This window comes from Streptomyces cadmiisoli, assembly GCF_003261055.1.
GTDB classification, from domain to species: Bacteria; Actinomycetota; Actinomycetes; order Streptomycetales; family Streptomycetaceae; genus Streptomyces; species Streptomyces cadmiisoli.
On the sequence record NZ_CP030073.1, the window covers coordinates 3691346 to 3715377 of the forward strand.

19 protein-coding genes and 2 pseudogenes are annotated in these 24032 nt (G+C 70.3%); 11 read left to right on the forward strand and 10 right to left on the reverse strand.

Annotated features, from left to right (window positions below; all coding sequences use genetic code 11):
* Positions 1–178 precede the first annotated feature (178 nt).
* The gene (locus tag DN051_RS15610) at positions 179–1312 is read right to left on the reverse strand and encodes a hypothetical protein (protein ID WP_162624939.1); all 1134 of its coding nucleotides are present in this window, start codon (positions 1310–1312) and stop codon (positions 179–181) included.
* 260 nt (positions 1313–1572) lie between these two features.
* Between DN051_RS15610 and DN051_RS15615 the strand changes: the two genes are divergently transcribed.
* The 3 genes from DN051_RS15615 (at position 1573) to DN051_RS15625 (ending at position 4638) form a co-directional block, all read left to right on the forward strand.
* Positions 1573–2697: a hypothetical protein gene (locus tag DN051_RS15615; protein ID WP_162624940.1), complete on the forward strand. Its 1125-nt coding sequence runs from the start codon at positions 1573–1575 to the stop codon at positions 2695–2697.
* A 569-nt stretch (positions 2698–3266) separates the two neighbouring features.
* Positions 3267–3890, forward strand: a complete 624-nt coding sequence (locus DN051_RS45070; RefSeq protein WP_162624941.1) for a hypothetical protein — start codon at positions 3267–3269, stop codon at positions 3888–3890.
* Positions 3891–4044: 154 nt separating this feature from the next.
* The gene (locus DN051_RS15625) at positions 4045–4638 is read left to right on the forward strand and encodes a DUF4291 domain-containing protein (protein WP_112442293.1); all 594 of its coding nucleotides are present in this window, start codon (positions 4045–4047) and stop codon (positions 4636–4638) included.
* Positions 4639–4699: 61 nt separating this feature from the next.
* Here the strand turns inward: DN051_RS15625 and DN051_RS15630 are convergent.
* A pseudogene (locus DN051_RS15630) lies at positions 4700–4855 on the reverse strand (DUF4291 family protein); the annotation flags it as partial.
* 201 nt (positions 4856–5056) lie between these two features.
* On the opposite strand from DN051_RS15630, the gene DN051_RS15635 reads away from it, so the two are divergent.
* Both DN051_RS15635 and DN051_RS15640 read left to right on the forward strand, forming a co-directional pair.
* Positions 5057–5731 (forward strand): HEAT repeat domain-containing protein, encoded by a 675-nt coding sequence (locus DN051_RS15635; protein WP_112438931.1) that lies wholly within the window; start codon positions 5057–5059, stop codon positions 5729–5731.
* A gap of 3 nt (positions 5732–5734) precedes the next feature.
* Positions 5735–6739, forward strand: coding sequence for a MerR family transcriptional regulator (locus DN051_RS15640; protein ID WP_112438932.1), 1005 nt, complete (start codon positions 5735–5737; stop codon positions 6737–6739).
* A gap of 106 nt (positions 6740–6845) precedes the next feature.
* On the opposite strand, the gene msrA is transcribed toward DN051_RS15640, so the two are convergent.
* The 3 genes and pseudogenes from msrA to DN051_RS15655 all read right to left on the reverse strand — a co-directional run.
* A complete protein-coding gene (gene msrA / locus DN051_RS15645) occupies positions 6846–7358 on the reverse strand; it encodes a peptide-methionine (S)-S-oxide reductase MsrA (protein WP_053761714.1) in 513 nt (170 codons plus the stop codon).
* Between the two features lie 139 nt (positions 7359–7497).
* Positions 7498–8463 (reverse strand): YihY/virulence factor BrkB family protein, encoded by a 966-nt coding sequence (locus tag DN051_RS15650; RefSeq protein ID WP_246041028.1) that lies wholly within the window; start codon positions 8461–8463, stop codon positions 7498–7500.
* A gap of 158 nt (positions 8464–8621) precedes the next feature.
* Positions 8622–9500 (reverse strand): annotated as a pseudogene (locus tag DN051_RS15655) (restriction endonuclease); the annotation flags it as partial.
* Between the two features lie 267 nt (positions 9501–9767).
* Here DN051_RS15655 and DN051_RS15660 point away from each other — a divergent pair.
* Positions 9768–10217: an SRPBCC family protein gene (locus DN051_RS15660; protein WP_053761715.1), complete on the forward strand. Its 450-nt coding sequence runs from the start codon at positions 9768–9770 to the stop codon at positions 10215–10217.
* Positions 10218–10259: 42 nt separating this feature from the next.
* On the opposite strand, the gene DN051_RS15665 is transcribed toward DN051_RS15660, so the two are convergent.
* Positions 10260–13061 (reverse strand): ATP-binding protein, encoded by a 2802-nt coding sequence (locus DN051_RS15665; protein WP_112438933.1) that lies wholly within the window; start codon positions 13059–13061, stop codon positions 10260–10262.
* A gap of 225 nt (positions 13062–13286) precedes the next feature.
* Here DN051_RS15665 and DN051_RS15670 point away from each other — a divergent pair, with 225 nt between their 5' ends.
* Positions 13287–14486, forward strand: a complete 1200-nt coding sequence (locus tag DN051_RS15670; RefSeq protein WP_112438934.1) for an epoxide hydrolase family protein — start codon at positions 13287–13289, stop codon at positions 14484–14486.
* 143 nt (positions 14487–14629) lie between these two features.
* On the opposite strand, the gene DN051_RS15675 is transcribed toward DN051_RS15670, so the two are convergent.
* Positions 14630–14884 (reverse strand): hypothetical protein, encoded by a 255-nt coding sequence (locus DN051_RS15675; protein ID WP_053763841.1) that lies wholly within the window; start codon positions 14882–14884, stop codon positions 14630–14632.
* A gap of 319 nt (positions 14885–15203) precedes the next feature.
* Between DN051_RS15675 and DN051_RS15680 the strand changes: the two genes are divergently transcribed.
* From DN051_RS15680 to DN051_RS15690, 3 genes are all read left to right on the forward strand, one after another.
* Positions 15204–16391 (forward strand): nucleotidyltransferase family protein, encoded by a 1188-nt coding sequence (locus DN051_RS15680; RefSeq protein WP_112438935.1) that lies wholly within the window; start codon positions 15204–15206, stop codon positions 16389–16391.
* A gap of 187 nt (positions 16392–16578) precedes the next feature.
* Positions 16579–17139, forward strand: a complete 561-nt coding sequence (locus DN051_RS15685; RefSeq protein WP_079002122.1) for an SLATT domain-containing protein — start codon at positions 16579–16581, stop codon at positions 17137–17139.
* Between the two features lie 112 nt (positions 17140–17251).
* On the forward strand, positions 17252–17728 hold the full coding sequence (locus tag DN051_RS15690) for an SRPBCC family protein (RefSeq protein WP_420709269.1): 477 nt from the start codon (positions 17252–17254) through the stop codon (positions 17726–17728).
* Between the two features lie 77 nt (positions 17729–17805).
* Here the strand turns inward: DN051_RS15690 and DN051_RS15695 are convergent, their stop codons facing one another.
* Entirely contained in the window at positions 17806–18189 is a 384-nt protein-coding gene (locus DN051_RS15695; RefSeq protein ID WP_053763844.1) for a VOC family protein, read from the reverse strand.
* Positions 18190–18399: 210 nt separating this feature from the next.
* Positions 18400–19443, reverse strand: coding sequence for an NAD(P)-dependent alcohol dehydrogenase (locus tag DN051_RS15700; protein WP_053763845.1), 1044 nt, complete (start codon positions 19441–19443; stop codon positions 18400–18402).
* A 181-nt stretch (positions 19444–19624) separates the two neighbouring features.
* On the opposite strand from DN051_RS15700, the gene DN051_RS15705 reads away from it, so the two are divergent.
* Positions 19625–20545 carry a helix-turn-helix domain-containing protein gene (locus tag DN051_RS15705; RefSeq protein ID WP_199314940.1) on the forward strand — a complete coding sequence of 307 codons (921 nt, stop codon included), beginning with the start codon at positions 19625–19627 and terminating at the stop codon, positions 20543–20545.
* Positions 20546–20617: 72 nt separating this feature from the next.
* Here DN051_RS15705 and DN051_RS15710 read toward each other — a convergent pair whose 3' ends face one another.
* Positions 20618–23914, reverse strand: coding sequence for a S8 family peptidase (locus tag DN051_RS15710; protein WP_246041029.1), 3297 nt, complete (start codon positions 23912–23914; stop codon positions 20618–20620).
* Between the last annotated feature and the right edge of the window lie 118 nt (positions 23915–24032).

Sequence of the window (24032 nt, forward strand, 5' to 3'; positions counted from 1 at the left end):
CTCGGCAGAGCCGTGGTCATCCTCGGGTCTGGAGACGCCTGCAAGGGGTCGGCCTTCGCGATCGAGTCGCCGCTGCCGGGGCGGGTCCGGCCGGTCGGAGGACTGCTCCTCGTCCCGGTCGTTCGATGTGGCTGACGGCGTGGTGAGCCAGGTATGGGCAAGAGCGGCCGCGGCCTGATCAGAGCACCGCGAGTGCTTTGTGTATGCGCTGCGACGTGCCCTTGTGCGTGACCCATCTGCTCAGGGTCTCCAGTTCCGTCCGTGCTGCCCGATTCCCGAGCAGAGCCAGCGCGACGATGCCCGCCTCAGCCACTTGAGGCGAGCGGGGAGCGTCTCCGGACCGATGATCCAGGGAGGTCTCGACGAGGCCGACGAGGGCATGGACGGTGTCAGGCCGAGGCGGAAGGAGGGAAAGCATCCAAGCGAGTCCACGTAGCACGTGGGAGTTGTACGGGTCGAAACACGCGTTCACATCGAACGGGAGGTGCGGATGACCGAGAAGCGGGAAGGTTCGATCCAGATGAGCCAGCTCCAACCACCTGAGTACTGCCCGTCTCGCCTCCTCCGGGTCAACGGCGTTCAGCAAGGCCGATCCGGTCCGTCTCCACTTCGCCGATGGTGCGGCAGCCGTCGCGGGGGCCGCATGCTCCAGCAGCCGCTGCCACGGCCCTCCTCCGGCAGTTGCTTCCTTGAGAGCCGCGTCGGCCCACGGTTCACCGGGATTGAGTACCGGACCAGGAAAATGACCCAGTAGGTTCCGCATTCCGGGCTCCGCGCCGTTCGCGGCCGCCTGCGTGCGACGGAAGCCCGGCAGGTTCGCTGCCGCACTTGTGCGCCGGAAGGCGGCCAGTATGGCCGTGTCGGGAGTACGCCTGGCTGCGAGTTCCGCGTCGGCCAGTTCCCAGATCCGGTGGGTCGACCAGATGAGGTATTGGTCCCTCAACCGGGAGAGCTGTTCCTGGCGTTCGGCAGCCAACAGGTCCCCGTCGAGGCCACGGACGACTCCGGAAGCAACCATGAGTAGTTCGGTGCGGAGGTATCCCGGATCCCGCCTGAACTCCTCGGTCGACCAGTCGTCTTCCACGCGGACGTACCAACGGGCCCATATGCCAGCGAGCTCCAGACGGTCCTTGTCGGGCAGTGCGCGTAGGAGCTCCATGTTCTCGAACCCCACACCCGTCATGGAGCCGTTGTTGCAGGCGGCCCGCATGACGGCGCGAGACAGCTCAGGCAGATCGCCGTGCTCCGCGAGGGCGCGGTATTGAGCGGCCTGTTCTGCCAGGACCTGGGTATTCCCCATCCATCTGCTCATGGCTGGCATCCTAGAAGGGGCCACTGACATCGAACGTGTCCCCACCCGTAGGGCTCAGGCGTTCTCCCGCCTCCGAAGGGCGTCCATGACCCGAACGCAGGCGACCGACAGAAGTCTGTCAACGCGGCTTGATGACCCATGTCAAGCCTTGCTCACAGACCTCTGCCCGGTAGTACGGCGATGGCCGCTATGCAGGAAACCGGTCTTGGATCGTCGAGGAAGATATGGACATGGTTGATCACTCTCGCGGGGTGTCCCCGATGCCGCTCGTGAACGACGAGTGGGCGTACGCCCTCTGTGGTGGCCTGACGATCCCGGGGAGCTTCACCTTCGGCAGCGCCACCGTCGTCATAGGTAATGCCGGGACACTGATCATCGTGGAAGCCGGGGACAGCCTCGACGAGAGCTGCGTGTGGAACGCCGACGAGGTACGCCTCCTTGGTCCTACGCCGACGCCGGTCAAAAAACGGCTCGTGGAAGAACCTCTGGAGCGGTCCACGGACGACCCGAAGTTGCCTGTTCATCTGACGGTCCGGGTCACGGAAGGCCTTCAGTATCTCGGCACCGGAGCTGTGGCGCGGGCCACAACCGTACGCCATCCTGACTGCGACGAAGAGGTTCTCACCGACTGCGCCCTTCGACTTGATTCGCCCTTGACCAGGCCTAGCTTGGACCGGGTTCGTCCTCGCCTTCCGTCGGTGGATCTCCCGAACCTGGAGTGGCTCAGCCAGGTGAGTGGCGACCGGGCCAGTGCGCTCGAAGAGTTCATCACCGGTTGGTATCCCGCTGAGTCTGAGACTGACGAACCGGTCTCGATACAGACACCTCCCCTGGATCTTCCGCACGGACTGAGGCAGTTCCACCGGCTGGCACAGCACCGCCCTCGCTGCCTGGGAGTGCAGAACCGGCTCCTTCCCCTCTCCGAGCTTCAGACCGACCCGACGGGGGAGATGTTCGTCTTCGGTGAAGAGAACCAAGGAGGATTCTTCTGGTCGCTGCTGTGGACGCTCGACGGCCCCGAAGTCGATCCGACCGTCTGGCTCCGTGAGTACGACGAACCTCCGATCGCCGAGCGGGAACCTCTCAGCGGCTTCCTCATCCAGTTCTCGCTCTATGAAGCCTCCATGGGTGCCGACTACCTTGCACTTCCCCGCCGGCTCACAGCACAGCAGGTGGACCTGCTCACCGAGGGGCTTCTCCCCGTGCCCCTGCGTCCGTTCTGGCCCTGGGCGCCCACGCGCTTCTACGTGGCTCCCGGACTCGTCCTGCATGTCTCAGACGAAGGTGGTGACAACGGATTCAGCGCCTGGGCTGGCGCCACCCACAGGAGTGCTCTCGCCCCTTTGGTCGACGTCGCGGTCGAGTGGATCCAATTCGATGGCTGACGCCGGGGCGCACCATCGCCTTCGCGGCCGGACACAGGCAGAGTTCTGTGAACGCTGCTTGATGATCCATGTCAAGCCTTGCGCACAACCCCTGTCGAGGAGAGTCGCCCTCCTCTGCGTCCCTACGGAGGGTGTGATTCTCGAAGCTTGCGCGAAACCGAACGGCGCTGACGTGCTTTCGGTGCCGTAGACCGGGGAGAGGCTCAGGGTGATCAGCACGTGGTGGCTCATGCAGGGAGAGGCGAGGGTCGGTGAACTCCGTGAGTACCAGATCGACGAGCCGACGTACCTGTGCCACTTCTTGCCTGGGCCTGGTTGGGAGACCGTCGGTTCACTGTTCGAGGCGTGGGAGGCCGTACAGGGCACTGGCCCTGACGGGAGCCGGGGCATGGAGGCCATCCGCCCTTTGACGGATCTTGGGCTGACCCGGAACCTTCGGACGGGAGCCCGCCGTTGAACTGCTTCAAGGACTGCATCCTACGCATTACGGGGACACGTCCCGCCCCCGTTGCTGGCCTGCCGACAAACACGCGTGCCTGTCCAGACCGGCGCTGTTACGGTGCCGCATCGTGAGTACAGACATCCATGGCGGCATCGAGTTTCGTCACCCCGGCGTAGACACCGACTACTACGACGGTGAGCCGTGGGTGGCCGCCATGGATCTCTGGCCGCTGTACGACGAGACCGACTACGCAGCCTTCGGCTGTCTCTTCGGAGTCCGCAACCACGCGGGGTTTCAACCGCTCGCACCAGACCGCGGCCTTCCCGGCGATCTGTCGAGCGGGTTGCGTTCGCAGTTGGGGTCCTGGGTTGCAGCGGGTGACCTGTACGGCGCGACCTGGGTCAGCTGGGCGGAGCTTGCTTCGATGGATCGCGCGACCGCGCCTGATCACTTCATCGGCCGGCTGACCTGGCGCCCGAAATCGCTGCCGTCGACACTGCATCAACAACTCGTCCCCGATTCCTGGCCGTTGGAAGCTCTTTCCGCGGTAGGTGCGCCGCCCGCGGACTTGCGCAGTGCGACGGGACGCATGGAGTGGACCACCGACGAACTGATGTGCGCATACGAACCACTGACCGTTGGCGCCGTCCTGGGACCGGAAACGCACTGGCCACATGTCTTCGCCGTGATGAAGGCCCTGGCAGACCGCTTCGGTGATGACGGCGTCCGCCTGGTCGTGGCATTCGACTGACCACACAGAAGCTCTCATCTCAGCGGACTCGCGAGCCATCCGGACTGGCAACTCGCACGGTGCTGCAGCCGTCGTCGGACGGCGTACTCCCTCGCAGCGAGCAGCAGTCGAAAATCGGTGGCCACCTGTGCTGGCCGACCCCACGCTGTACGCCATGGAAGAACCGCACCGCGAGATCCGCGCGCTCCACACGGCATCCACGATCACCGTCTACCAGGCTTACACCCCTGAAATCGGAGTGCCCGCCGTCCGCGACGGCCGCTTTCCCTCCACGTGGCTGCGGGATCGCATGACGTGGATTAAACCCAGCTTCCTGTGGATGATGTACCGCTCCAACTGGGGGACCCGTGCCGGGCAGGAGACCGTCCTTGCCGTCGAGATCACTCGCGACGGCTTCGACTGGGCGCTGCGCCACGCCTGCCTGTCGAGCTACGTTCGCGGCCTGCATCCCGACCGTGGCACCTGGCAGCGTGACCTCAAGCGCGCACCGGCCCGTGTCCAGTGGGACCCCGAACGCGACCTGCACCTCCGCCCCCTGCCGCACCGCTCGCTGCAACTGGGACTCTCGGGCGGGGCATCGTCGCGCTACGCGGACGAGTGGATCGTGTCCATCAGCGACGTGACTCCACTGGCCCGAGAAATCCGCACAGTCGTCAATCGCGGCGATCTGGATTCCGCGGCACAACTGCTTCCCCAGGAACAGCGATACCCCGCCGGTGACGAACTGCTCGCCCACCTGCGGCCCTGACCAGCAACACGCCGGCAGCCGTTCACGATCATGCCGACAGCACGGTTGAGGTCTATGAAAGCGGCTTGATGACCCATGTCATGCGATCCCGCTTCCACCCGGCGGGGAAACGGCCCTGGTGAACCGCGGGCGTGCCGATCTCGGGTGAGTACGCCTGGTAGACGGTGACCGTGGACGCCGTGCAGTGCGCGCGGATTCTTCGTTGCGGTTCTTCCATGGAGCACAGCGTGAGGGCGGCCGATCCCGGCCGGCCATTGATTTTCGAACGCGGCCGCTTCCTCGCGAGCCGGTCGTGGCGCCGCGCACCCGGGGACACCGCGGCCGGTCGGGCCGCTGTCGGTGGTGCGGAGTCGCTCGGTGGGCCTTTGACCTTGACACGGTGACAAGGCTTTCACTGCTTGCCGAGGAGGTGGTCTCGATGACCATGACGGGACTGGACGCGGAGGCGGTACGAGCTCTCCAGGGCCTGGAGGACGGCCGTTCGTCGGTGCGGCTGCGGGCGGCGCTGGCGGTCGGCACGACGCCGGATCCGCGCTTCGTCGACAAGCTCGTCGGGCGATGCGCGATCGAACCGGAGTTCTTCGTCCGCGACATGCTGACCTGGGCGCTCACCCGCCACCCGGTGTCGGTGACGCTGCCCGAGCTGCTGCGCGAGGTCCGCTCGGAGCGGGCTCAGGCACGGAGCCAGGCGCTGCACACACTGTCCAAGATCGGGGACCGGCGGGCGTGGCCGGCGATCACCCCGGCGCTCCTGTCCGACACCGACGACGAGGTGGCGCGGAGCGCCTGGCGGACCGCGGTCGTGCTCGTGCCGGAAGGCGAGGAGTCCGGGCTGGCGGCGGTGCTGGTGACGCAGCTCGGACGCGGTGAGCGGGAGACGCAGCTGAGTCTCAGCCGGGCGCTCGTCGCGCTGGGCGAGGTCGTCCTGCCGGCGCTGCGCGCTGCGGCGACGACGGCCGCCGACCCGCGCGTACGGATGCACGCACTCGCCACGGAACGGCTGCTGCGCGACCCGGAGACCGGATTCGAGTTCGCGATCGAGGAGGCGAAGCGCGTCGTGGCCCTCGGCGGGTCGGGCCGGGAGGGACGATAGGACGTGTTGATCGGTGAGGTGGCGCAGCGGTCCGGGGTCAGTGCCCGCATGCTCAGGCACTACGAGTCGCTCGGCCTGCTGCGGCCTTCGGGGCGTACCGGCTCCGGCTACCGGGAGTACTCCGGCGAGGACATCCGGCGGATCTTCCACATCGAGAGCCTGCGGTCGCTGGGGCTGTCGCTGCGGGAGATCGGGCGCGCGCTCGACGATCCCGGCTTCACGCCCTCGGCGCTCGTCGACGACCTGATCCGTCAGACGCGCGAACGCATCGCGGCCGAGACCGAACTGCTCAAGCGGCTGCGCCGGATCGACGCCGCGGAACCCACCGGCTGGGAGGAGGTCCTCCAGGTCGTCGCGTTCCTCCAGGCCCTGGGGTCGACGAGCGCCGCCGCGCGCCAGCGCGCCGCCCTCTCCTCGGCCGACGAGGTCGCGGTGCCGGTGGAGGCCCTGGTCGAGGCGGTCCTGAGGGAGACGGACCCGAACGTCGCCGGAGCCCTTCGATGGGCGCTGGCGCGTTCGGACGGCGACGGCACACCGCTCCTCGCCGAGGGCCTCGGTTCACCGGTGGCCGCGGTGCGGGAGCGTGCCGTCCGGGCCCTGGCCGAGCTGCCCGGTGGTGAGGCCGCCGCCCGGCTGCGCGACGCCCTCACGCACCCCGATGCCGTGGTCCGCGGCCATGCGGCCCTGGCGCTCGGGACGCGTGGCGTGCCCGACGCGGTCCCGACACTCATCGACATGATCGTGGCGGGCCGGAACGACACCGACGCCGCCGACGCGCTGAGCACGCTGGCGAGTGACACCGCGGCGGCGGATCGGATCGCCACCGGGCTCGTCGACCGCCTCGCCCACGACACCACGCGAGCGCCGGCACGCGTACGGCTCACCCAGGCGCTCGCGGACATCCCTGGGACCACGGCGTCACGTGCCCTCGTGGAGCTGTCGCGCGACGGGGACCGTGCCGTCGCGCTGACCGCGACGTACCTGCTTCGGCTGCGCGACGGACGGTGACGGATCTCGCCCGCGGTGCCGCGTGCGCGGCCCGCCCGCCGGGGTCCCCGATGTGTCGCCGTCCGTCGTTCTCCGCGTTCCGCCGGGCCGCCGGGCCGCCGCCCGGTCAGCTGTCGGCGCGGGCGGGCAGCCGCCATCCCGGGCGCGGGAAGTGGCAGGTGTAACCGGCCGGGTAACGCTGCAGGTAGTCTTGATGCTCGGCCTCGGCCTCCCAGAAGGGACCGACCGGCTCCACCTCGGTGACGACCTTGCCCGGCCACAGGCCGGAGGCGTCCACGTCCGCGATCGTGTCCTCCGCGATCCGCTTCTGCTCGTCGTCCACGTAGTAGATCGCCGAGCGGTAGCTGAGGCCTATGTCGTTGCCCTGGCGGTTCTTCGTGCTCGGGTCGTGGATCTGGAAGAACAACTCCAGGATCGCGCGGTAGTCGGTCTTCGCGGGGTCGAAGTGGATCTCGATGGCCTCCGCGTGCGTGCCGTGGTTGCGGTAGGTCGCGTTCGCCACGTCACCCCCGGTGTATCCCACCCGGGTCGCCGTCACCCCCGGAAGTCGGCGGATCAGCTCCTCCATCCCCCAGAAGCAACCGCCCGCCAGCACGGCCCTCTGCGTCTGCGCAGCCATCACTGCCTCCTTCTACCTGTCAGATCGTTCACTCGGGCCGCTCGGCGCTCACGCCACCGGCATCCTTTGCCCGCCCTCCTCAACACACGAGGGGTCCGGACGATTCCGTACCCGTGTCCGGCGGTGGCGGCCGTGCCCCTCAGTCGTTCGAGCCCTTGCTCTGATGATGGGAGACCTGCTCCCGTGCCGTACGCCACCGTGACCGGGTCTGCTCGACCACGCTGTCCCACTGCCGGCGGACCTCGTGGTCGGAAGGGCGGTCGCCCTGACGGATCCGGCCGAGTTCGTCGCCTACTTCTCGTCCCAGTGCCGCCGATGCCACGAGGACGAGCATGGCGGCGAACAGGGCGGAGATCATCGCGAAGACGGCGCCGACCACCCCGTAGCGTGCGACGGAGGCGTTGAAGAGGTGCGGCATGTAGATCTTTGCACCCACCGAATACGCCACCGTCAGTACGGCGCCGGTGACGCCGAAGGGAAGCAGGTCCGGCCGGCTGATCCGCTTCGCCGACAGGATCCAGCCGCTCCAGACGAGGAATGCAGCGGTCACCGGTACCTCGCACAGCAACGCGGCCACGCCCAGCGCGCCCTTGCCGAGGAGCGCGTCGAGCAACACGTTGACCACGCCGTAGCCACCGAGAGTGAGGATCCACCACAGGCCGTTGCGCGTGTTGCGCATACTGAGGGGCTTGAGCTCCCATGCCTGCTCGAAGAGCCGCTGCGCGGCCCGCGCGAAACTCAGCACCGAGATCGTCAGGAACACGATTCCGAAGATGCCCACGCTCGCGCTGGTCCCTTCGGCGGGGGAGAACAGCGAGCCGACCGCCGCGGCGCTCGCGCCGGTGAGGCCGTAGCGCCCGATGATCCGCTCCGCGGCGTCGTAGTGCGCGAAGACGGCGCCGAGGAGGATGGAGAGCGGGACCAACGCCGTCAAGGCGCTGGACGCCAGGGCCATGGAGCGGTCGAAGCCCACGATCTTCTGAAACCGGTTGATGACGCGCAACGCGAAGGCGGGCCGCAGCCAGAACGTCAGCGTTCGGACGAGGCGCTCGCGATTGATCCCCGCCGTGCTGCCCTCCGTGAAGATCGGGACCTTTGTAGGCAAAGTGAGCATAACGGACGGCAGTCGGACCGGTGAACGGCGACACGGGAAGCAGTACCGGCCGAACGGACGCCCCCTGCCGTACCGGTCCGTTCAGCTCGGCCTCTCGGGGGGCTCTCGTCGTGTCGGACGCCTCGCCGGCGCGGCGCCGCCCCGTCGTGTCACTCCACCTCGATGCCGAAATCCTGTACGAGCCGCTCGAGGCCGCCGGTGTAGCCCTTGCCGCCCAGGACGAAGTCCCAGTCGCCGTTCGGCCTGCGGCGGAAGGAGCCGAGCACCAGGGCCGTTTCGCGGGGGCGGCCGTCGGAGACCTCCAGTTGTCCCAGTTCGGTCATCGCCGGGTCGAGGAGGCGGATGCGGGCGTCCGTGAAACCGGAGAGGTCGGCGTCCGGGGTGACAGCCGGGTCGACGGCGGCCACGAGGACGAAGCGGTCGGCCTCGGGCGGCAACGCGTCGAAGCAGACGGAGATCGCCGCCTTGTCGGGCGCGGTGGCCGGCAGGGCGCTCACGGAGCCGTCCGGTGTCCGGGTGTTGTTGAAGAAGACGAAGTGATCGTCGCTGAGGACGCGGCCGCCGCGGCAGACGAGCGCGCACACGTCCAGGGCGACGCTTCCGGTCCACGACATGCCGAGGACGTTGTAGTCGTCGGGCAGCGACGGGTCGGAGGGCGGTGGGGCGGGGGTCGCGCCTTGCCGACCGGCGCCGCCCAGCCGCCCGCGCAGCCCGTGCCGGTGCAGCAGGTCGACGAGTTCGGCGCCCGAGATCAGTTCCAGGGGTTTCCCGTTGGCGAAGGTGTGCGAGCCCGGACCGAATCCGGACGTGGTCACCAGGACGCCCTTGTTGGCACCGACGTCCTGCACGGTCCCGTACAGGTCGCGTACGGCGGTGGGGGGCACCGTGTTGCGGTAGCGCTTCACCTGGACGACGATCTCGCCGCCCCGGATCAGTGCCGGGTCGAGCGCCTTGACGTCCACGCCGCCGTCGTTCGAGCGCCGGGTCGTGACCGCCTGCATCCCCATGGCTTCGAACAGCTCGGCCATGTGCTGCCTGCCCTCCCCGAGGCACTCCGGCCGTCCCCACAACCAAGGGTGACGAGTCGACTCTAGCCAGTGCTCGACCTCGCGCACATCCACCCGGCAAGGACGAGCTGTTCGGGATTTCCGCAGGTCACCACGACCGGGCCGCCACCACGTCGGCCGATCGCCGCCGGACCGATGAGTCCTGGCCTCCGCAGCCGTCTACAACTGCGACACGACAGACACGACAGACACGACAGACACGACCGGAACGCGTCGAGGAGACGGAACATGAGCACCGAGCAGAACCCCGCGGCCGAGGGCTTCTCCTACCGGCTGACCCGCACGCTGGACGCCCCCGCGGAGCGGGTGTGGCAGGCGTGGACCACTCCCGAGCAGTACGCCCGGTGGGCCTATGCCGCTCCCGGATCCGTCGAGATGGACGTACGGCCGGGCGGGGCGTGGAAGGCCACGATGGTCACGCCCGACGGCGGACAGTTCCCGCTGACCGGCTCCTATCTCGACGTCGCCGAGAACCGCCGCCTGGTGGTCGGCATGGACGTGGCCGGCAAGTCCGCTCCGGCGGCGATGACCCTGGAACTCGACGCGGAGGACGGGCGCACGCGGATCGTGCTCCACCAGAGCTGCGACACCGCCGAGGAGCGCGACATGGCCGAGCAGGGCAGCACCATGCTCCTCGACAGCCTGGGCGCCTTCCTGGCCGGAGGGGCGGGGAGCTGAGTCCGGCCCGTAACGCGGGCAGCCGGCTCCTCGGGTGGTCGCTCACCCCGCCGGCACCCCCGGTCCCGGCCGGGTCAGCGCGGAGCGGAGCCGGCGGCGCGAGGTGACCCCGAGCTTGGCGAAGACGTTGCCGAGGTGCCACTCCACGGTGCGGGGGCTGATGAACAGCTGGGCGCCGATCTCGGCGTTGGTGTGGCCGTCCGCGGCCAGCCGGGCGATCTGGGTTTCCTGCCCGGTGAGTTCGCCGCTGACGCCGGTCGACCGCGGGCGCACGGTCTCGCCGGTCGCGAGCAGTTCCCGGCGGGCGCGCTCGGCGAAGCCCTCCGCTCCGATGCGGCTGAACGTCTCGTGCGCGGACCGCAGTTGGGCCCTGCTGTCCTGACGGCGGTTCCGGCGGCGCAGCCACTCGCCGTACAGCAGCCGGGCGCGGGCCAGCCGGACGGTGATACGGCAGTGGCCCAGATGCTCGACTGCTTCCTGGTAGAGGGCCTCGGCGGCGCGGTCGTCATCGCTGAGGAGGGCGCGCGAGCAGGCCTCCGTGCCGAGGGCCCAGGCGGTGCCGCTCGCGCGGGTGTGTTCGGTGAGCACGTCCAGCGCGGGCGCCGCGGTCTCCGGCCGTCCGGTGCGGGCGGCGGCCTCGATCTGCTCGACCAGGCCCCAGGCGAAGAGGCCGAGGTCCTCGTACTGGCACGCGCGCGTAGCGGCGGTGAGCGCGGCGTCGTAGCGGCCGAGGCCGTTGTACAGCAGTGCGGTGGCGCAGTCGGCGAGGGCGAGCGAGCGGCCCTCGCCGCGTGCGGCCACCTCCTCGCGGGTGGTGCGGATGAGGTCCAGTGCCTCGGCCTCGCGTCCCCGCCAGGCGGCGAGGACCAGGGACGTGTACATCATGGGTGTGCCGCCGGTCGCCTCCGAGATCGCCGTGGCCTCGTCGATCAGGGCCGCCGCGGTGTCGAAGTCGCCGGTGTGGACGGCGAGACAGGCCAGGTAGGTCAGCGCCGTCGGCAGGACGGCGAGCGCGCCGGCCGCGCGGGCGGTGCGGACGGCGTCGGTGGCCAGCTCGTGCCAGGCGTCGTCGTCCCACAGTTCGGTGGCGAGCGGTTCGGGGGTCACCCGGAACGCCAGCCACAGCCGGGCCCGGTCCGCTTCCGGCCCGCCGCAGCCCTGCTCGCGGACCGTGCGCAGGGCGCGCCGGAGGCCGTCGGCACCGGCGGCGCGGCCGTCGACGATCCGGCCGGTCAGGCCGTCCAGCAGGGTGTCGACCACACGCGGCGGCGTGGGTGGCGGCGGTGCGGCGCGGGCGGCCTCGGCGATCTCCCGCAGGCCGGGGCCCTCGCTCAGCCGCCCGGCGAAGATGGCCGCGCCGAGCGCTTCCAGCAGGGTGTCGCGGGCGAGGGCCGCGTCCAGGGGAGCCAGCCGGTGCGCGGCGTCGAGCAGCCGTCGGGGCGCGTCGCCGCCGCGCTGCCGGGCGAAGACGAGCCGGGCGCGCAGCCGCTCCAGCCGGGCGCGCTGGAGGTCGTCGAGCGGGTCGGCCTCGACGGCTGCCAGCGTGGTGTGCGCCTCGTCGACCGCCCCGGCGTCGATCTGGGCCTGGGCGGCGGCCAGTGCGCGGCTGACGCGGCGGGCGGGGTCCGGGGTCAGCTCCGCCGCCCTTTTCAGGAACGAGGCGGACGCGGCGGCTCCGCCCCGGCCCCGTGCGCGGTCGGCCGAGCACACCAGGTCGGCGGCCACGTCCTCGTCGGGCCGGGCGGCGGCGTGAGCGCGGTGCCAGGCCCGGCGGTCGGGGTCGAGGCGGGAGTCGGTGGCCTCGGCCAGCGCCCGGTGCGCGGCCCTGCGGTCCGGTGCGGCCGTCCTGCGGTAGATGGCCGAGCGCACCAGGGGATGGTGGAACCGCACGCGGGTGCCGAACTCCACGAGTCCCGCGGACTCGGCGGGCGCCGCGGCGTGCGCCGGTATCCCCTGCTCTCCGGCCGCACGCCACAGCAGGTCGGCGTCCCCGGTGGGCTCGGCCGCGGCGGTCAGCAGCAGCAGTCGGCTGTCCGGCGGCAGTGACCGGAACCGCTCGTGGAAGGCGGCCTCCACGCAGCCCGCCGCGGAGTGGCCGCCGGGAAGCCAGAAGCCGCCCGCCAGGTCGGCGGGTGCGAGGGCGCGCGGCAGGTGCAGCAGGACCATCGGGTTGCCGCGCGCCTCGGCCACGATCCGGTCCCGAACGACCGGGTCGAGCGGTACGCGGACGGCCGAGGCCAGCAGGGCCTGCGCGTCGGGCGGGCTGAGGCCCTCGACGATCAGCTCCGGCAGGCCCGTCGGCACCCGGTGGCCGTGGTCGCCGTCGCGCACGGCGAAGATCAGTGCCACCGCGTCGGCCAGCAGACGCCGGGCGACGAAGGCCAGCACCTGCAGGGACCCGTCGTCGAGCCACTGCGCGTCGTCGACGAGGCAGGCCAGCGGACGTTCCTCGGCGGCCCCGGCGAGCAGGCCGATCACGGCCAGGCCCACCAGGAACCGGTTGGGCGCCTCGCCCTCCCGCAGTCCGAAGGCGACGGACAGCGCGTCGCGCTGCGGCCCCGGCAGCCGGTCGATTTGGTTCAGCAGCGGCGCGCAGAGCTGGTGGAGGCCCGCGAACGGAAGCTCCATCTCCGACTCGACGCCCGCGACGCGGACGGTACGGAACCCGGTGGCCCGCCCGGCCGCGTGGTCGAGCAGCGCGGTCTTGCCGATGCCCGCCTCACCGCGCAGGAGGAGCACCGCGCTGTTGCCCGCCCGCGCCATGGCCAGCACCCGGTCGAGCGCCGCGAGCTCCTGGCCCCGGCCCCGCAGTGCGATCCGCGCGTCGGTGGCGGGCATGACCATGGATTCGAACCTTCTGCCCCATTAGGTAATCTAATGCGATCTTATTCCCTTTTGGGTTCCATGACAGTTGGGTACACCCGGTCCCGTCCCCGGTCCCGGTCCCGTCCCCGGGGTGCGGCCACGGGACGAACGCCGGGGGTCCGCCCGGACCGAAGCGCACCCGTCCGGTCCAGGGTGGACGAGCCGGCGGCCCGAAGTCGTCGGCGTAGGCAAGGAGACCCCCACATGGCAGACACTCCCGCAGCGGCGACGATCCGTCCGTTCACCTTCGAGTTCTCCGACGCGGAACTCGACGACCTGCGCCGCCGTGTCCAGGCCACACGGTTCCCCGAGAAGGAGACCGTCTCAGACGAGTCGCAGGGCACCACGCTCGCCACCGTCCAGGAACTCGCCCGCTACTGGGCGACCGAGTACGACTGGCGCAGGATCGAGGCGCGGATCAAGGCGCTGCCCAACTTCATCACCGAGATCGACGGCCTGGACATCCACTTCATCCATGTCCGCTCCAAGCACGAGGACGCGCTGCCGCTGATCATCACGCACGGCTGGCCGGGGTCGATCATCGAGCAGCTCAAGCTGGTCGAGCCGCTGACCGATCCCACCGCCCACGGCGGTGCGGCCTCGGACGCGTTCCATGTGGTGATCCCGTCGATGCCGGGCTACGGCTTCTCGGGCAAGCCCTCCTCGACCGGCTGGGGCCCGCAGCGCATCGCGCGTGCCTGGGCCGAGCTGATGAACCGCCTCGGGTACACCAAGTACGCGGCGCAGGGCGGTGACTGGGGGGCGATCGTGGTCGACGAGATGGGTGTGCAGCAGCCCGAGGGCCTGGTGGGTATCCACACCAACATGCCGAAGGTGGTGCCGCCGGCCATCGAGGCGGCCATCATCAAGGGCGATCCGCTGCCGTCCGACGTGGTTCTCGCCAACGACGAGGAGAAGGCGGCCGTCGAGCAGCTGGACTTCATGTACCGGCACGCCTACTACGCCTACCTGATGGGGTCGCGTCCGCAGACCCTGACCGGGCTGGTGGACTCCCCGGTGGGCCTGGCGGCGTTCATGCTGGACCACGACGCGGCGAGCCTGAACCTGATCTCCCGGGCCTTCGCCGGCCAGGAGGGCGGCCTGACGCGTGACGACGTGCTGGACAACATCACGCTGTTCTGGCTGACGAAGACCGCGGTGTCCGCGGCCCGTCTCTACGCGGAGAACACCACCCCGTTCTTCGGCGCCAGGGGCGTCACCCTCCCGGTCGCCGCGAGCGTCTTCCCCGACGAGATGTACCGGGCCCCCAAGAGCTGGGCCGAGCAGGCGTATCCGAACCTGATCCACTTCAACCGCCTGCCCGCCGGCGGCCACTTCGCCGCCTGGGAGCAGCCCGGACACATGGTCGACGAACTGCGCACCGGCCTGCGGTCGCTGCGCTGACCGACCGTGACGCGCTGCGTTCCCGCGCGGTGACCCGACAGGGCGGCCGAGTGCACCGGAATCCGGGGTCCTCGGCCGCCCCGAGCCATCGCGCCGCCCCGGGCCGTCACTCCGCCCCGTCCGCGCCGCGCTGCCGGCCCGCGTCAGTCCCAGATGTTCCCGTAGATGGTCGAAAAGACGGTGACGGGGCCTCCGACCGCTGAATTGAGGCAGTTTCCTATCCACTCGGAAATTCCGCCGTCGCCCTTCGCGCCGAAAACCGCTCCGAGGGCCATGAAGGGGACCCCCAATACCAGTCCCGCGGTGGCGCCGGCCAGGCACACAAGAATGATCAGGGCCGAGATACCGACGGCAATGGGCAGCGCGAACAAAGAAATCAAAAACTTGATGGCAGCCATGTCTCCCCCGAGCGCACATGTGATTCCCGAGTGGCCGGACCCGGGCAAGGGGCAACAGTGTAGGACTGTCGATCTTCGGGTCCGACCCGCCCGACAGGGGATTACGTCACAACGCTGTGCGTGACGACGCAAGCTGACGTAGACCGGGTAAGCCGCGCCCCGCTCACCTCGTGATCTCCGCGACGGAAACCGTGATTGCCTCCGCGCCCGCGTATTGCGCGGCTTTCCGGAGAGCCCCGACACTGAGGTCCGGGCGGGGTGTGGAGGGGGACGTGGAGATCGCTGTCGGCGTGGGGACGTACGGCCGCGGGGCACGGGCATGACCGCGGCATCGGGCACGGCACCGGCCGCGTCCCGGGTGCGGGAGCACCTGCGCCGGGTGGACACCGCGATCGCGCGGCGTGTGGCGCCCGGCCCCGCGGGGCGGGAGTTGCTGAACCTGGTTTCCCGGGAATTCCGGGATCTCGGACAGGTGCGCCTGGAAAGGGTGGGCTCGGCGCGATGCGGCACCAGCGTCGCCGGGTTCAGCGATGTCGACGTACTCGTGGTCTTCACCGATCCGATACGCGATCTGCTGTACTCGCCCGACTGGCTGCGCGAGGTGACGAACGGTACGTGGAATCCGGCGGACGGAAGTCTGCCGTACTCCCTGCGTAACGTCCTGGACGTCCTGGCGGAAACTCCGGCCGGAGAACCGCCGGCGAAATCCCTGCTTCCCGATCCACCCCGTCCGGAACGGGTCTTCGGTGACTTCGCCGACCGCCTGACCGCACTCGGGCGGACCGTCAGTGGATTCGACACTCCCCGGCCCGACTTTCCGGCCGTCACCTTCGCGTCGAAGTGCGACGATCCGTCGATCGAGCTGGTACCGGGCCTGGAGGCCGACTTCCTCTGGGACGGCCCGGAGCACACACCGTCCTCCGGACTGTCGTACCGGGTGTTCCCGGGTACGCGAGATCGCTGGCTGGGCACCAACCCGGAACAGCACGACGCCACGCTCAGTTGCAGTCCGGGCGGCAGTGACTACACCTGCCGGGAGATGATCAGGCTCCTGAAGCTGCTGCTGAAGTACGCGGGAGGAGTTCCCCTCCGCTCGTACTTCATCGAGTTGTTCGCTCTGCGCTGGATCGAGGGCTCCCACGACCTGCCGGCCCGTACCGTCGAGGACATCCTCGAGCGGATGGCCGCGCTCGGCCGGCACCCGTACACGCACACCGGGCGGCTCACGCGGGACATCGCGTCCGTACTCGCCGCCCTGGCCGAGCAGTTGCGGACCTGCACGGCCGGGGGACGGCTGCTGGACACGGTCGATCTGACCACACCGGAGACGTCGGGGCAGACCGAGGCCTGCGCTACGCCGACGGCCCAGGCCGAGTGCGCGGACGGTGTCGCGCGTCTCCACGAGGCGGTCCTCCGGGCCCGGCACGCGGAGGAGGCGGGGGACGCGGAGACCGCCGTCGACCTGTGGCAGCGGCTGCTGCACCCTCCCGGCGGCCCCCGGCCCTGACCATGCCCGGCCAAACCCACGCGCCCACGCCCTGACGACGCCCGGCCCACACCACGCACCCCCACCCTGACCCCGCCCGGCCCACACCACGCACCCCCACCCTGACCACGCCCGGCCCCGACGACGCCCCGCCCGGCCGTGCCACCGGCACCCGCCGCGTGCCGATCCCGACTCGAATGAGGTGTTCGTGTCCCTGTTCCCCGGCGACATGCCCGACTCCCTTCGTGCCATCGCGCAGGAGGCCGACCGGATCCACGAGAGTGCGCTGTGGAGCGCCCAAGGGCAGTTCGAGCAGGCCAAGTTGTGGCGGCTGATCAACCTGCTGCTCGGCGTGCCGGCCGCGGCGCTGGCGGCCGTGTCCGGCGGGACCGCGCTCGCCGGGGACGTGGGCATCTGGCCCGGGGTCCTCGCGCTGGCCGCCGCCGCCCTCAGCGCGACGCTGACCACGGTGAACGCCTCCCGCCGGATGGCCCAGGCCCAGACGTCGGCGAACGCCTATCTGCAACTCCAGACCGCCGCGCGGCAGTTCCTCACGATCGACCTGGCCGGCGCGAGCCGTGAGGAGGCCCGCCAGACGCTGCGCGGCCTGACGAGCACGCGCGACGAACTCAACCAGGCGGCCGATCCGCCGGGCCGTATCGCCTACCGGCTGGCGGGCCGGAACATCGGCGCCGAGGGCCAGCGCTACGGCGCGGACGGGACGCCGGACCGACCGGCCGCCCCCGTCACGCCCCGACTCCGCCCGTGACCCGCCGAGCACCCCGGGTGCCGTGGTGGCCGTGGGGCGGAGGAGGGCTCCCGGGCGTCGCGGGCCTGCGCGGCTCCTTTCCGACGGGCCGTTGTCGGACCCCGGTGCTTTGATGGCTGGCATGACCACCAGGAAGAACGTCGTCGTGGAGCGGCGTATCGCCGCCGGCCGGCTGCCGGTGTGGGAAGCCCTGACCGACCTCGGGGACATGGAGCGCGTGCTCAGCGGCGTCACGAAGATCGAGGTCCTCACCGAAGGGGCCTTCGGCGTCGGCACGCGGTGGCGCGAGACGCGCCGGATGTTCGGCCAGGAGGCCACCGAGGAGCTGTGGGTGACCGCCTGCGAACCGCCCGAGCGCTATGTGGTGGAGGCCGAATCGCACGGCTCGCACTACGTCTCGGAGTGGCAGTTGCGCGCGGACGGCCCGCTGACGACCACGGTGCGGATGACCTTCGGCGCCTCGCCGACCCGTGCTTCCACGGGGCTGCTCGCCAGGATCATGGGCGGGGTGGGCGCGCGGGCGGTGCGGAAGGCGATCGTGAAGGACCTCGACGACCTGGCCGCGGCGGTGGAGGGCCGCAGCGGCTGAGGCCGGCCGGGGGTCCGCCCGCCCCGTGCGGTCCCCGGCCCGCCCGCCCGGCCGACGCCCCTGAGCGGTGCCGCCGCTCAGCCCCCGGTCCCGTACGGCCGCGTGATGATCTCCAGGTTGTGGCCGTTCGGATCGTCGAAGTAGGTGCCCCGGCCGCCGTCGTTGTGGTTGATCTCGCCGGGGCGGCGGTGGTGGGGGTCCGCCCAGAAGGTCAGGCCGGAGCGCTGGATGCGGGCGAAGATCGTGTCGAAGTCCGCCTCGGAGACCAGGAAGGCGTAGTGCTGGGGCGTGATGTCGCCGTCGGTCTCCATGTAGTCGAGCGTCACGCCGTTCGGCAGCTCGACCGGGGTGAAGGGGCCGAAGGGGTCGCTCACGTCCAGGCCGAGCAGCTCGGCGAGGAATCGTGCCGAGGCTTCCTTGTCATGGGCGGCGACGATGGTGTGGTTCAGCTCGATCGTCATGGAGTGGCCTCCTGCGCGTCGCGGAACTCACGAGCGGACACTTCCACGCTAGCGCCGCCCGCCGTCACCCACCCGGACGGTTTCGGTCCGTACCGAGCCCCTCACGCACCCGGTTCCGGCCGTACCGGAAGCCTTCCGCTTCCGCCCGTGCCCAGGGCCCCCGGCCGAAGGGGGAGGCCGGGGGCCCTGGTGCATCGGCAGGAGCGGAGGTCAGATCGTCGAGGTGTCGATCACGAACCGGTAGCGGACGTCGCTCGCCAGCACCCGCTCGTAGGCCTCGTTGATCTGGTCCGCGCGGATCAGCTCGATCTCGGCGCCGAAGCCGTGCTCGGCGCAGAAGTCCAGCATCTCCTGCGTCTCGGCGATCCCGCCGATCGCGGACCCGGCGAGGGTCTTGCGCCCGGAGATCAGCGAGAAGAGGTTGAGGGAGATGGGCTCCTCCGGGGCACCCACGTTCACCAGGGCGCCGTCGGACTTGAGCAGAGCGAGATACGCCGCGAGGTCCAGCGGGACCGAGACCGTCGAGACGATCAGGTCGAAGGTGCCGGCCAGCTCCTCGAAGGTCCTCGGGTCGCTGGTGGCGTAGTAGTGGTCCGCGCCCAGCTTGAGCCCGTCGTCCTTCTTGCGCAGCGACTGGGACAGGACCGTCACCTCGGCGCCGAGAGCGTGCGCGATCTTGACACCCATGTGCCCGAGGCCGCCCATGCCCAGGATCGCGACCTTCTTGCCGGGGCCGGCGTTCCAGTGCTTCAGCGGGGAGTACAGCGTGATGCCCGCGCACAGCAGCGGCGCGGCCTCGTCCAGGCCGAGCCCCTCGGGGATGCCCACGACGTAGTTCTCGTCGACGACGATCTTCTCGGCGTAGCCGCCGTAGGTGGGCTCACCGTTCTTGTCGAGGGCGTTGTACGTGCCGACCATGCCGCCGCCGGTGCAGTACTGCTCCTGTCCGGCCCGGCAGCTCTCGCACTCACGGCAGGAGTCGACCATGCAGCCGACGCCCACCCGGTCGCCGACCGCGAAGCGGCTGACCGCCGGGCCGACCTCGGTGACGACGCCCGCGATCTCGTGGCCGGGCACCATCGGGAAGATGGCCTCACCCCAGCCCTCACGGGCCTGATGGATGTCGGAATGGCAGATTCCGGAGTACTTGACGTCGATCAGGACGTCATGCGCGCCGACCTCACGGCGCTCGATGGTGGTGCGCTCCAGCGGAGCCTTGGCGGCTGGTGCGGCATAGGCAGCGACAGTGGTCATGCCGGTGGGTCTCCTCGGAAGACGGTCCGTGCCCGGCTGTCTTCCGCCGGGCACGGCATCCAGCCTGCCGAGGTTGCGCGCGTCCACCCAGATCACGGCTTTGCGTACGCTCGCTGTGCCTACCACTGGCGGGGACAGGATGGTGTGCGTACGACCGGTGATACTGGGCCCATGGACGACCATGCCGACGACACCGCGGGCGCCGGGCGTGAGCACCGGTGCGGCGCTGGACCGACGTGCCGAGCTGTGCGAGTTCCTGCGCAGCCGGCGGGCCCGGCTGAAGCCGCAGGACGTGGGGCTGCCGGTGTTCGGGCGGCACCGCCGGGTGCCGGGGCTGCGCCGGGAGGAGCTGGCGCAGCTGGCCGGGGTGTCCGTGGCGTACTACACGCGTCTGGAACAGGGCAACGGGCGCAACGTCTCGGCGGAGGTGCTGGACGCCATCGCGCGGGCATTGCGGCTGAGCGACGCGGAGCGCGCCCACCTCACGCACCTGGCCAGGCCGAAGCAGCACAAGAAGAAGCCGGCCGCGCGGGCCACGCAGGTCCGGCCGGCACTGCGGCAGCTGCTGGAGACGATGGACGGCGTCCCGGCGTACATCGTGGGACGCCGTTCGGACGTCCTGGCCTGGAACCGGATGGCGTCCGCCCTCTTCGGCGACTGGGGCGAGCTGCCGGAACGCGAGCGCAACTGGGCGCGGATGGTGTTCCTGAAGCCCGAGTACCAGGACCTGTTCGTGGAATGGGAGCAGAAGGCGGTCGACATCGTCTGCCAGCTGCGGATGGAGGCCGGCTGCCATCCGGACGATCCGCGGCTGGCGGCGCTGGTGGGCGAGCTGTCCGTCAAGAGCGAGGACTTCCGCCGGCTGTGGGCCACGCACGACGTCAAGGAGAAGACCCACGGAGTGAAGCGGATGCACCATCCGCTGGTGGGTGACCTGGCGCTGTCGTACGAGACGTTCCGCCTGATCGGCGACCCGGAACAGATACTCGTCACGTATCACCCCGAGCCCGGCTCGTCCTCGGAGCAGGGGCTGCGGCTGCTGGCGAGCTGGGGCGCGGACGCGACCCGGGCGGGCGACGCCGCCTCGGCCCCGCCCGCCTGACACGGCCTGCCCGTGCCGGGCAGACGGAAAGCCCGCCGGAAGCCGAGCTTCCGACGGGCTTTCGCCTTTACGTCACTTGCCGTAGTACGCGTTGTAGATCGAGATCGTCGACTTGTTGTTCTGCTTGTCGGTGATCTTGGCGTGGAAGGAGATCGCCTTCCCCTTCGCCGGGTTCTTGAAGCTGATCTTGCCGTTCTTCACGGTGACCTTCTTCCAGGTCTGGCCGTAGTCGTACGACACGTACACCGCCAGCGACTTGAGGTTGGCGCCCTTGGCGGAGCCCTCGACGGTGACCGGGACGGTGGCCGTGCGGCCGGCCGTGACGCGGCTGTCCAGCGTGGTGTTCGCGTTGAAGCGGACGGTGGACGCCGGGAGCTTGGCCATGTCGGCGGTCGGCTTCTTCGAGCGGAACGTCCAGCTCGCGTCGATCCGCGTGGACGCGGCCGCGACCTTGACGCTGCGCTTGACCGAGGTGGTCAGACGGTACTCGGCGTCGCCGGTCGGAACCGTGAACGCCTTGTCGCCGAAGAGGGGGTCGTCGTGCGTGCCGACCTTGGTCCCGTTGCGGTACAGGGTCGTGGCGACCGAGGTGAACAGCGACGAACCCGGGTGCTGCGAGCTGTCGGAGAACAGCGGCACGTAGCCGTAGATCTCGTTGCCCTGACGGAACAGACCGAACTCGGAGTTCAGATGCGGGCCGAAGACCGCTCTGTTGAAGGTCTTCGCGTACGACTTGCCCGCCTTGAACAGCTGCGGTTCGCCGAGCGTGTAGTACGCCTCCGACAGCGGGTAGCCCTCCGGGTCCTTGCCGCCGTACTGCTCGAAGTCGAAGGACCACTTGACCGCGTCGCCCGTCGACACGTGCAGCGTGCGGGTGCCGGGCAGCTTCTGCTCCACGGGGCTGCCGAAGACGACGTCCTCGGGGAAGTAGCCGAGCGGCGTGACCCCTCCGGTCTTGCCGGAGGCGGCGGCGCCGAGGCCGGTCCTCACCGTGGCGAGTTCGCTCTGCTTGAAGTGGCGGACCTTGTCGCCCTGGATCTTCTTGACCGTGGCGGTGGTGGCCACGTCGTACTCCGTGGCACCGCCCTTGGTCCACTGCCCGCTCCAGGTCTGGCTGAGACCGCTCGCGATCTCCCCGCCCAGGTGAGCCATGCGCAGGTCGGCGAAGGACCCGGCGCCGAATCCGAAGCCGATGCCCGCGGTGTCGTAGATGTAGCTGATCATCGCGGAGTGGGGCTTGGCGGAGGCGTCGGGCACCCGGATGTCGGCCGCCTCGGTCTTACGGGCGTCGATCGTCACGGAGGTGTTCTTGGTGACGGTCAGCCGGGGCTGGACCAGCCAGTCGAGGCCGCCCTCCAGGGTCACGAAGTCCTTGGCGATCCAGGCGTCCAGGAGGTACGTGCCCTTGGGGATCCGCAGCGTGGTGGTGCCGGACTCGGTGATCGGGACCTGGAAGCCGCGGCCCTCGACCGCGCCGGTGTAGCCGAGCAGCGCCGTGTTGTAGTCGTCGGTCGGCTGCCCGTCACGGCCGATGTGCTTGACCGTGACGTCGTAGGACTCGACCTCGCGCTGCACCGCGGCGGCCGTACGGACGCTCTGCCCGCCGCCCGTCGCCGTCACGTACGCGGAGTAGGCACCGTCGAGGGTGCCGCCCAGCCTGGTGTCGACGGTCAGGTCGACGGAGGCCTTGCCGCCGGCCGGGACGGTCACCTCGGCCGCGCCGAGCTTGAAGAAGCCCGCCGGGGCGGGCCGGCCCTTGGGGTCGGTGGCGGTCGCGCTCAGGTCGAGCGTGACATCGGTCGTACCGAGGTTGCGGTACGTCAGCTCCTTGGTGACCGGGGTGTCGTCCGTGTGCGGCCACTGCTGGACGCCGAAGCTCACCGAGACCGGGTCGGCGAACACCGTCTGCTTGACGGCCTTGTCGACCTGGATCCGGCCCGAGCCCTGCTGGAACGGCGTGTAGGCGCCGGCCTTCGTGGACGCGGTGAGCACGCCCTTGATCTCGGCGTACGTCCAGTCCGGGTGCTGCTGCTTGAGGATCGCGGCGGCGCCCGCCACGTGCGGGGTCGCCATCGACGTACCCGAGATGGTCAGGTAGCCGGCCGGACTCTCGCCGACCTCCTGCTCGATGACGCTGCCCTTGGCCGAGGCCGCCGTGATGTCCACGCCCGGACCGGTGACGTCCGGCTTGACCGCGCCGTCGCCGACCCGCGGGCCGGTGCTGGAGAAGCCCGCCAGCTGGTCCTTGTCGTCCACGGCGCCGACGGTGAGCGCGGCGTCCGCCGAGCCCGGCGAACCGACCGACTCCGGACCGGAGTTGCCGGCCGCGACGGCGAACAGGATGCCCTTCTCGGCGGACAGCCGGTTGACGGCCGCCTCCAGCGGGTCGACCTCCGGCGAGTCCGGACCGCCGAGGCTCAGGTTGACGACGTCGGCGCCCTGCTCGGCCGCCCACTCCATACCGGCGAGGATGCCGGAGTCGTCGCCGAAGCCGTTGTCGTCGAGGACCTTGCCGTTGAGGATCTCGGCACCGGGCGCGACGCCCTTGAACTTGCCGCCGGACTTCGCGCCCGTGCCGGCCGCGATGGACGCGACGTGCGTGCCGTGGCCGTACTTGTCGGTGGCGTCGGCGGCGGCGGTGAAGTTCTTCGACGCCGTCACCTGGGACTTGAGGTCCGCGTGGGTCGCGTCCACACCGGTGTCGAGGACGGCGATCTTCACGCCCTTGCCGTCGTACCCGGCGGCCCATGCCTTGGGGGCGCCGATCTGGGCGACGGACTTGTCGAGGGTGACCTTGCGGACGCCGTCGAGCCAGACGTGCGCGATGCCGGCGACGGTGCGGCCACCGTCGGTGACCGCGTCCCACAGCTCGGGAGTGTCCTCGTGCGCGGTCTGCACCGCGTCCGCGTTGAGGGTCTCCAGGCTCTGGCGGAGGGTGCCGGCGTCCCGGACGTCGGCCTTCGCCGCGCTCGCGGCGCCCCGGTAGCCGACGATGACCTTCAGGCCGTTCTTCTGGGCCTTGCGGGTCGCGGACTTGTTCAACTCGGTGATGTCGAACAGCCGCTGGTCCAGCTTGCCGGTGGCGACGAGACGGGCCGCGTCCGCGGGTATGACGAGGGTGTGCCCGTCGGCCTTGCGGATCTGTACGGGTATGTGCTCGCGGCCCTCGGCCCGATCCAGGCCGACGACCCGCCCCTTGGCGTCCACGGTGACCCGGTCGCCGGTGATCAGGGTGATGCGGTGGTGCGACTTGAGGTTCGCAGCGCCGGTCACACGCTGCTCCGGCTTCGCCGACGCCGGGCTGGTCAGTCCCGCGGCGAGGGCGACGGCGGCCGCAGTGGCGACCGCGGCGGCACCGGCTCTCTTCACTTGTCTGCGCAAAACTCCCCCTGGAGTGGTGGAACCGGGCGAATTCCCCGTTCACCCGGCCGGGGGGCATCCCGCACACCTGCGCGTGCACCCCCCGGAATCTCGCAGTATGCCGGGG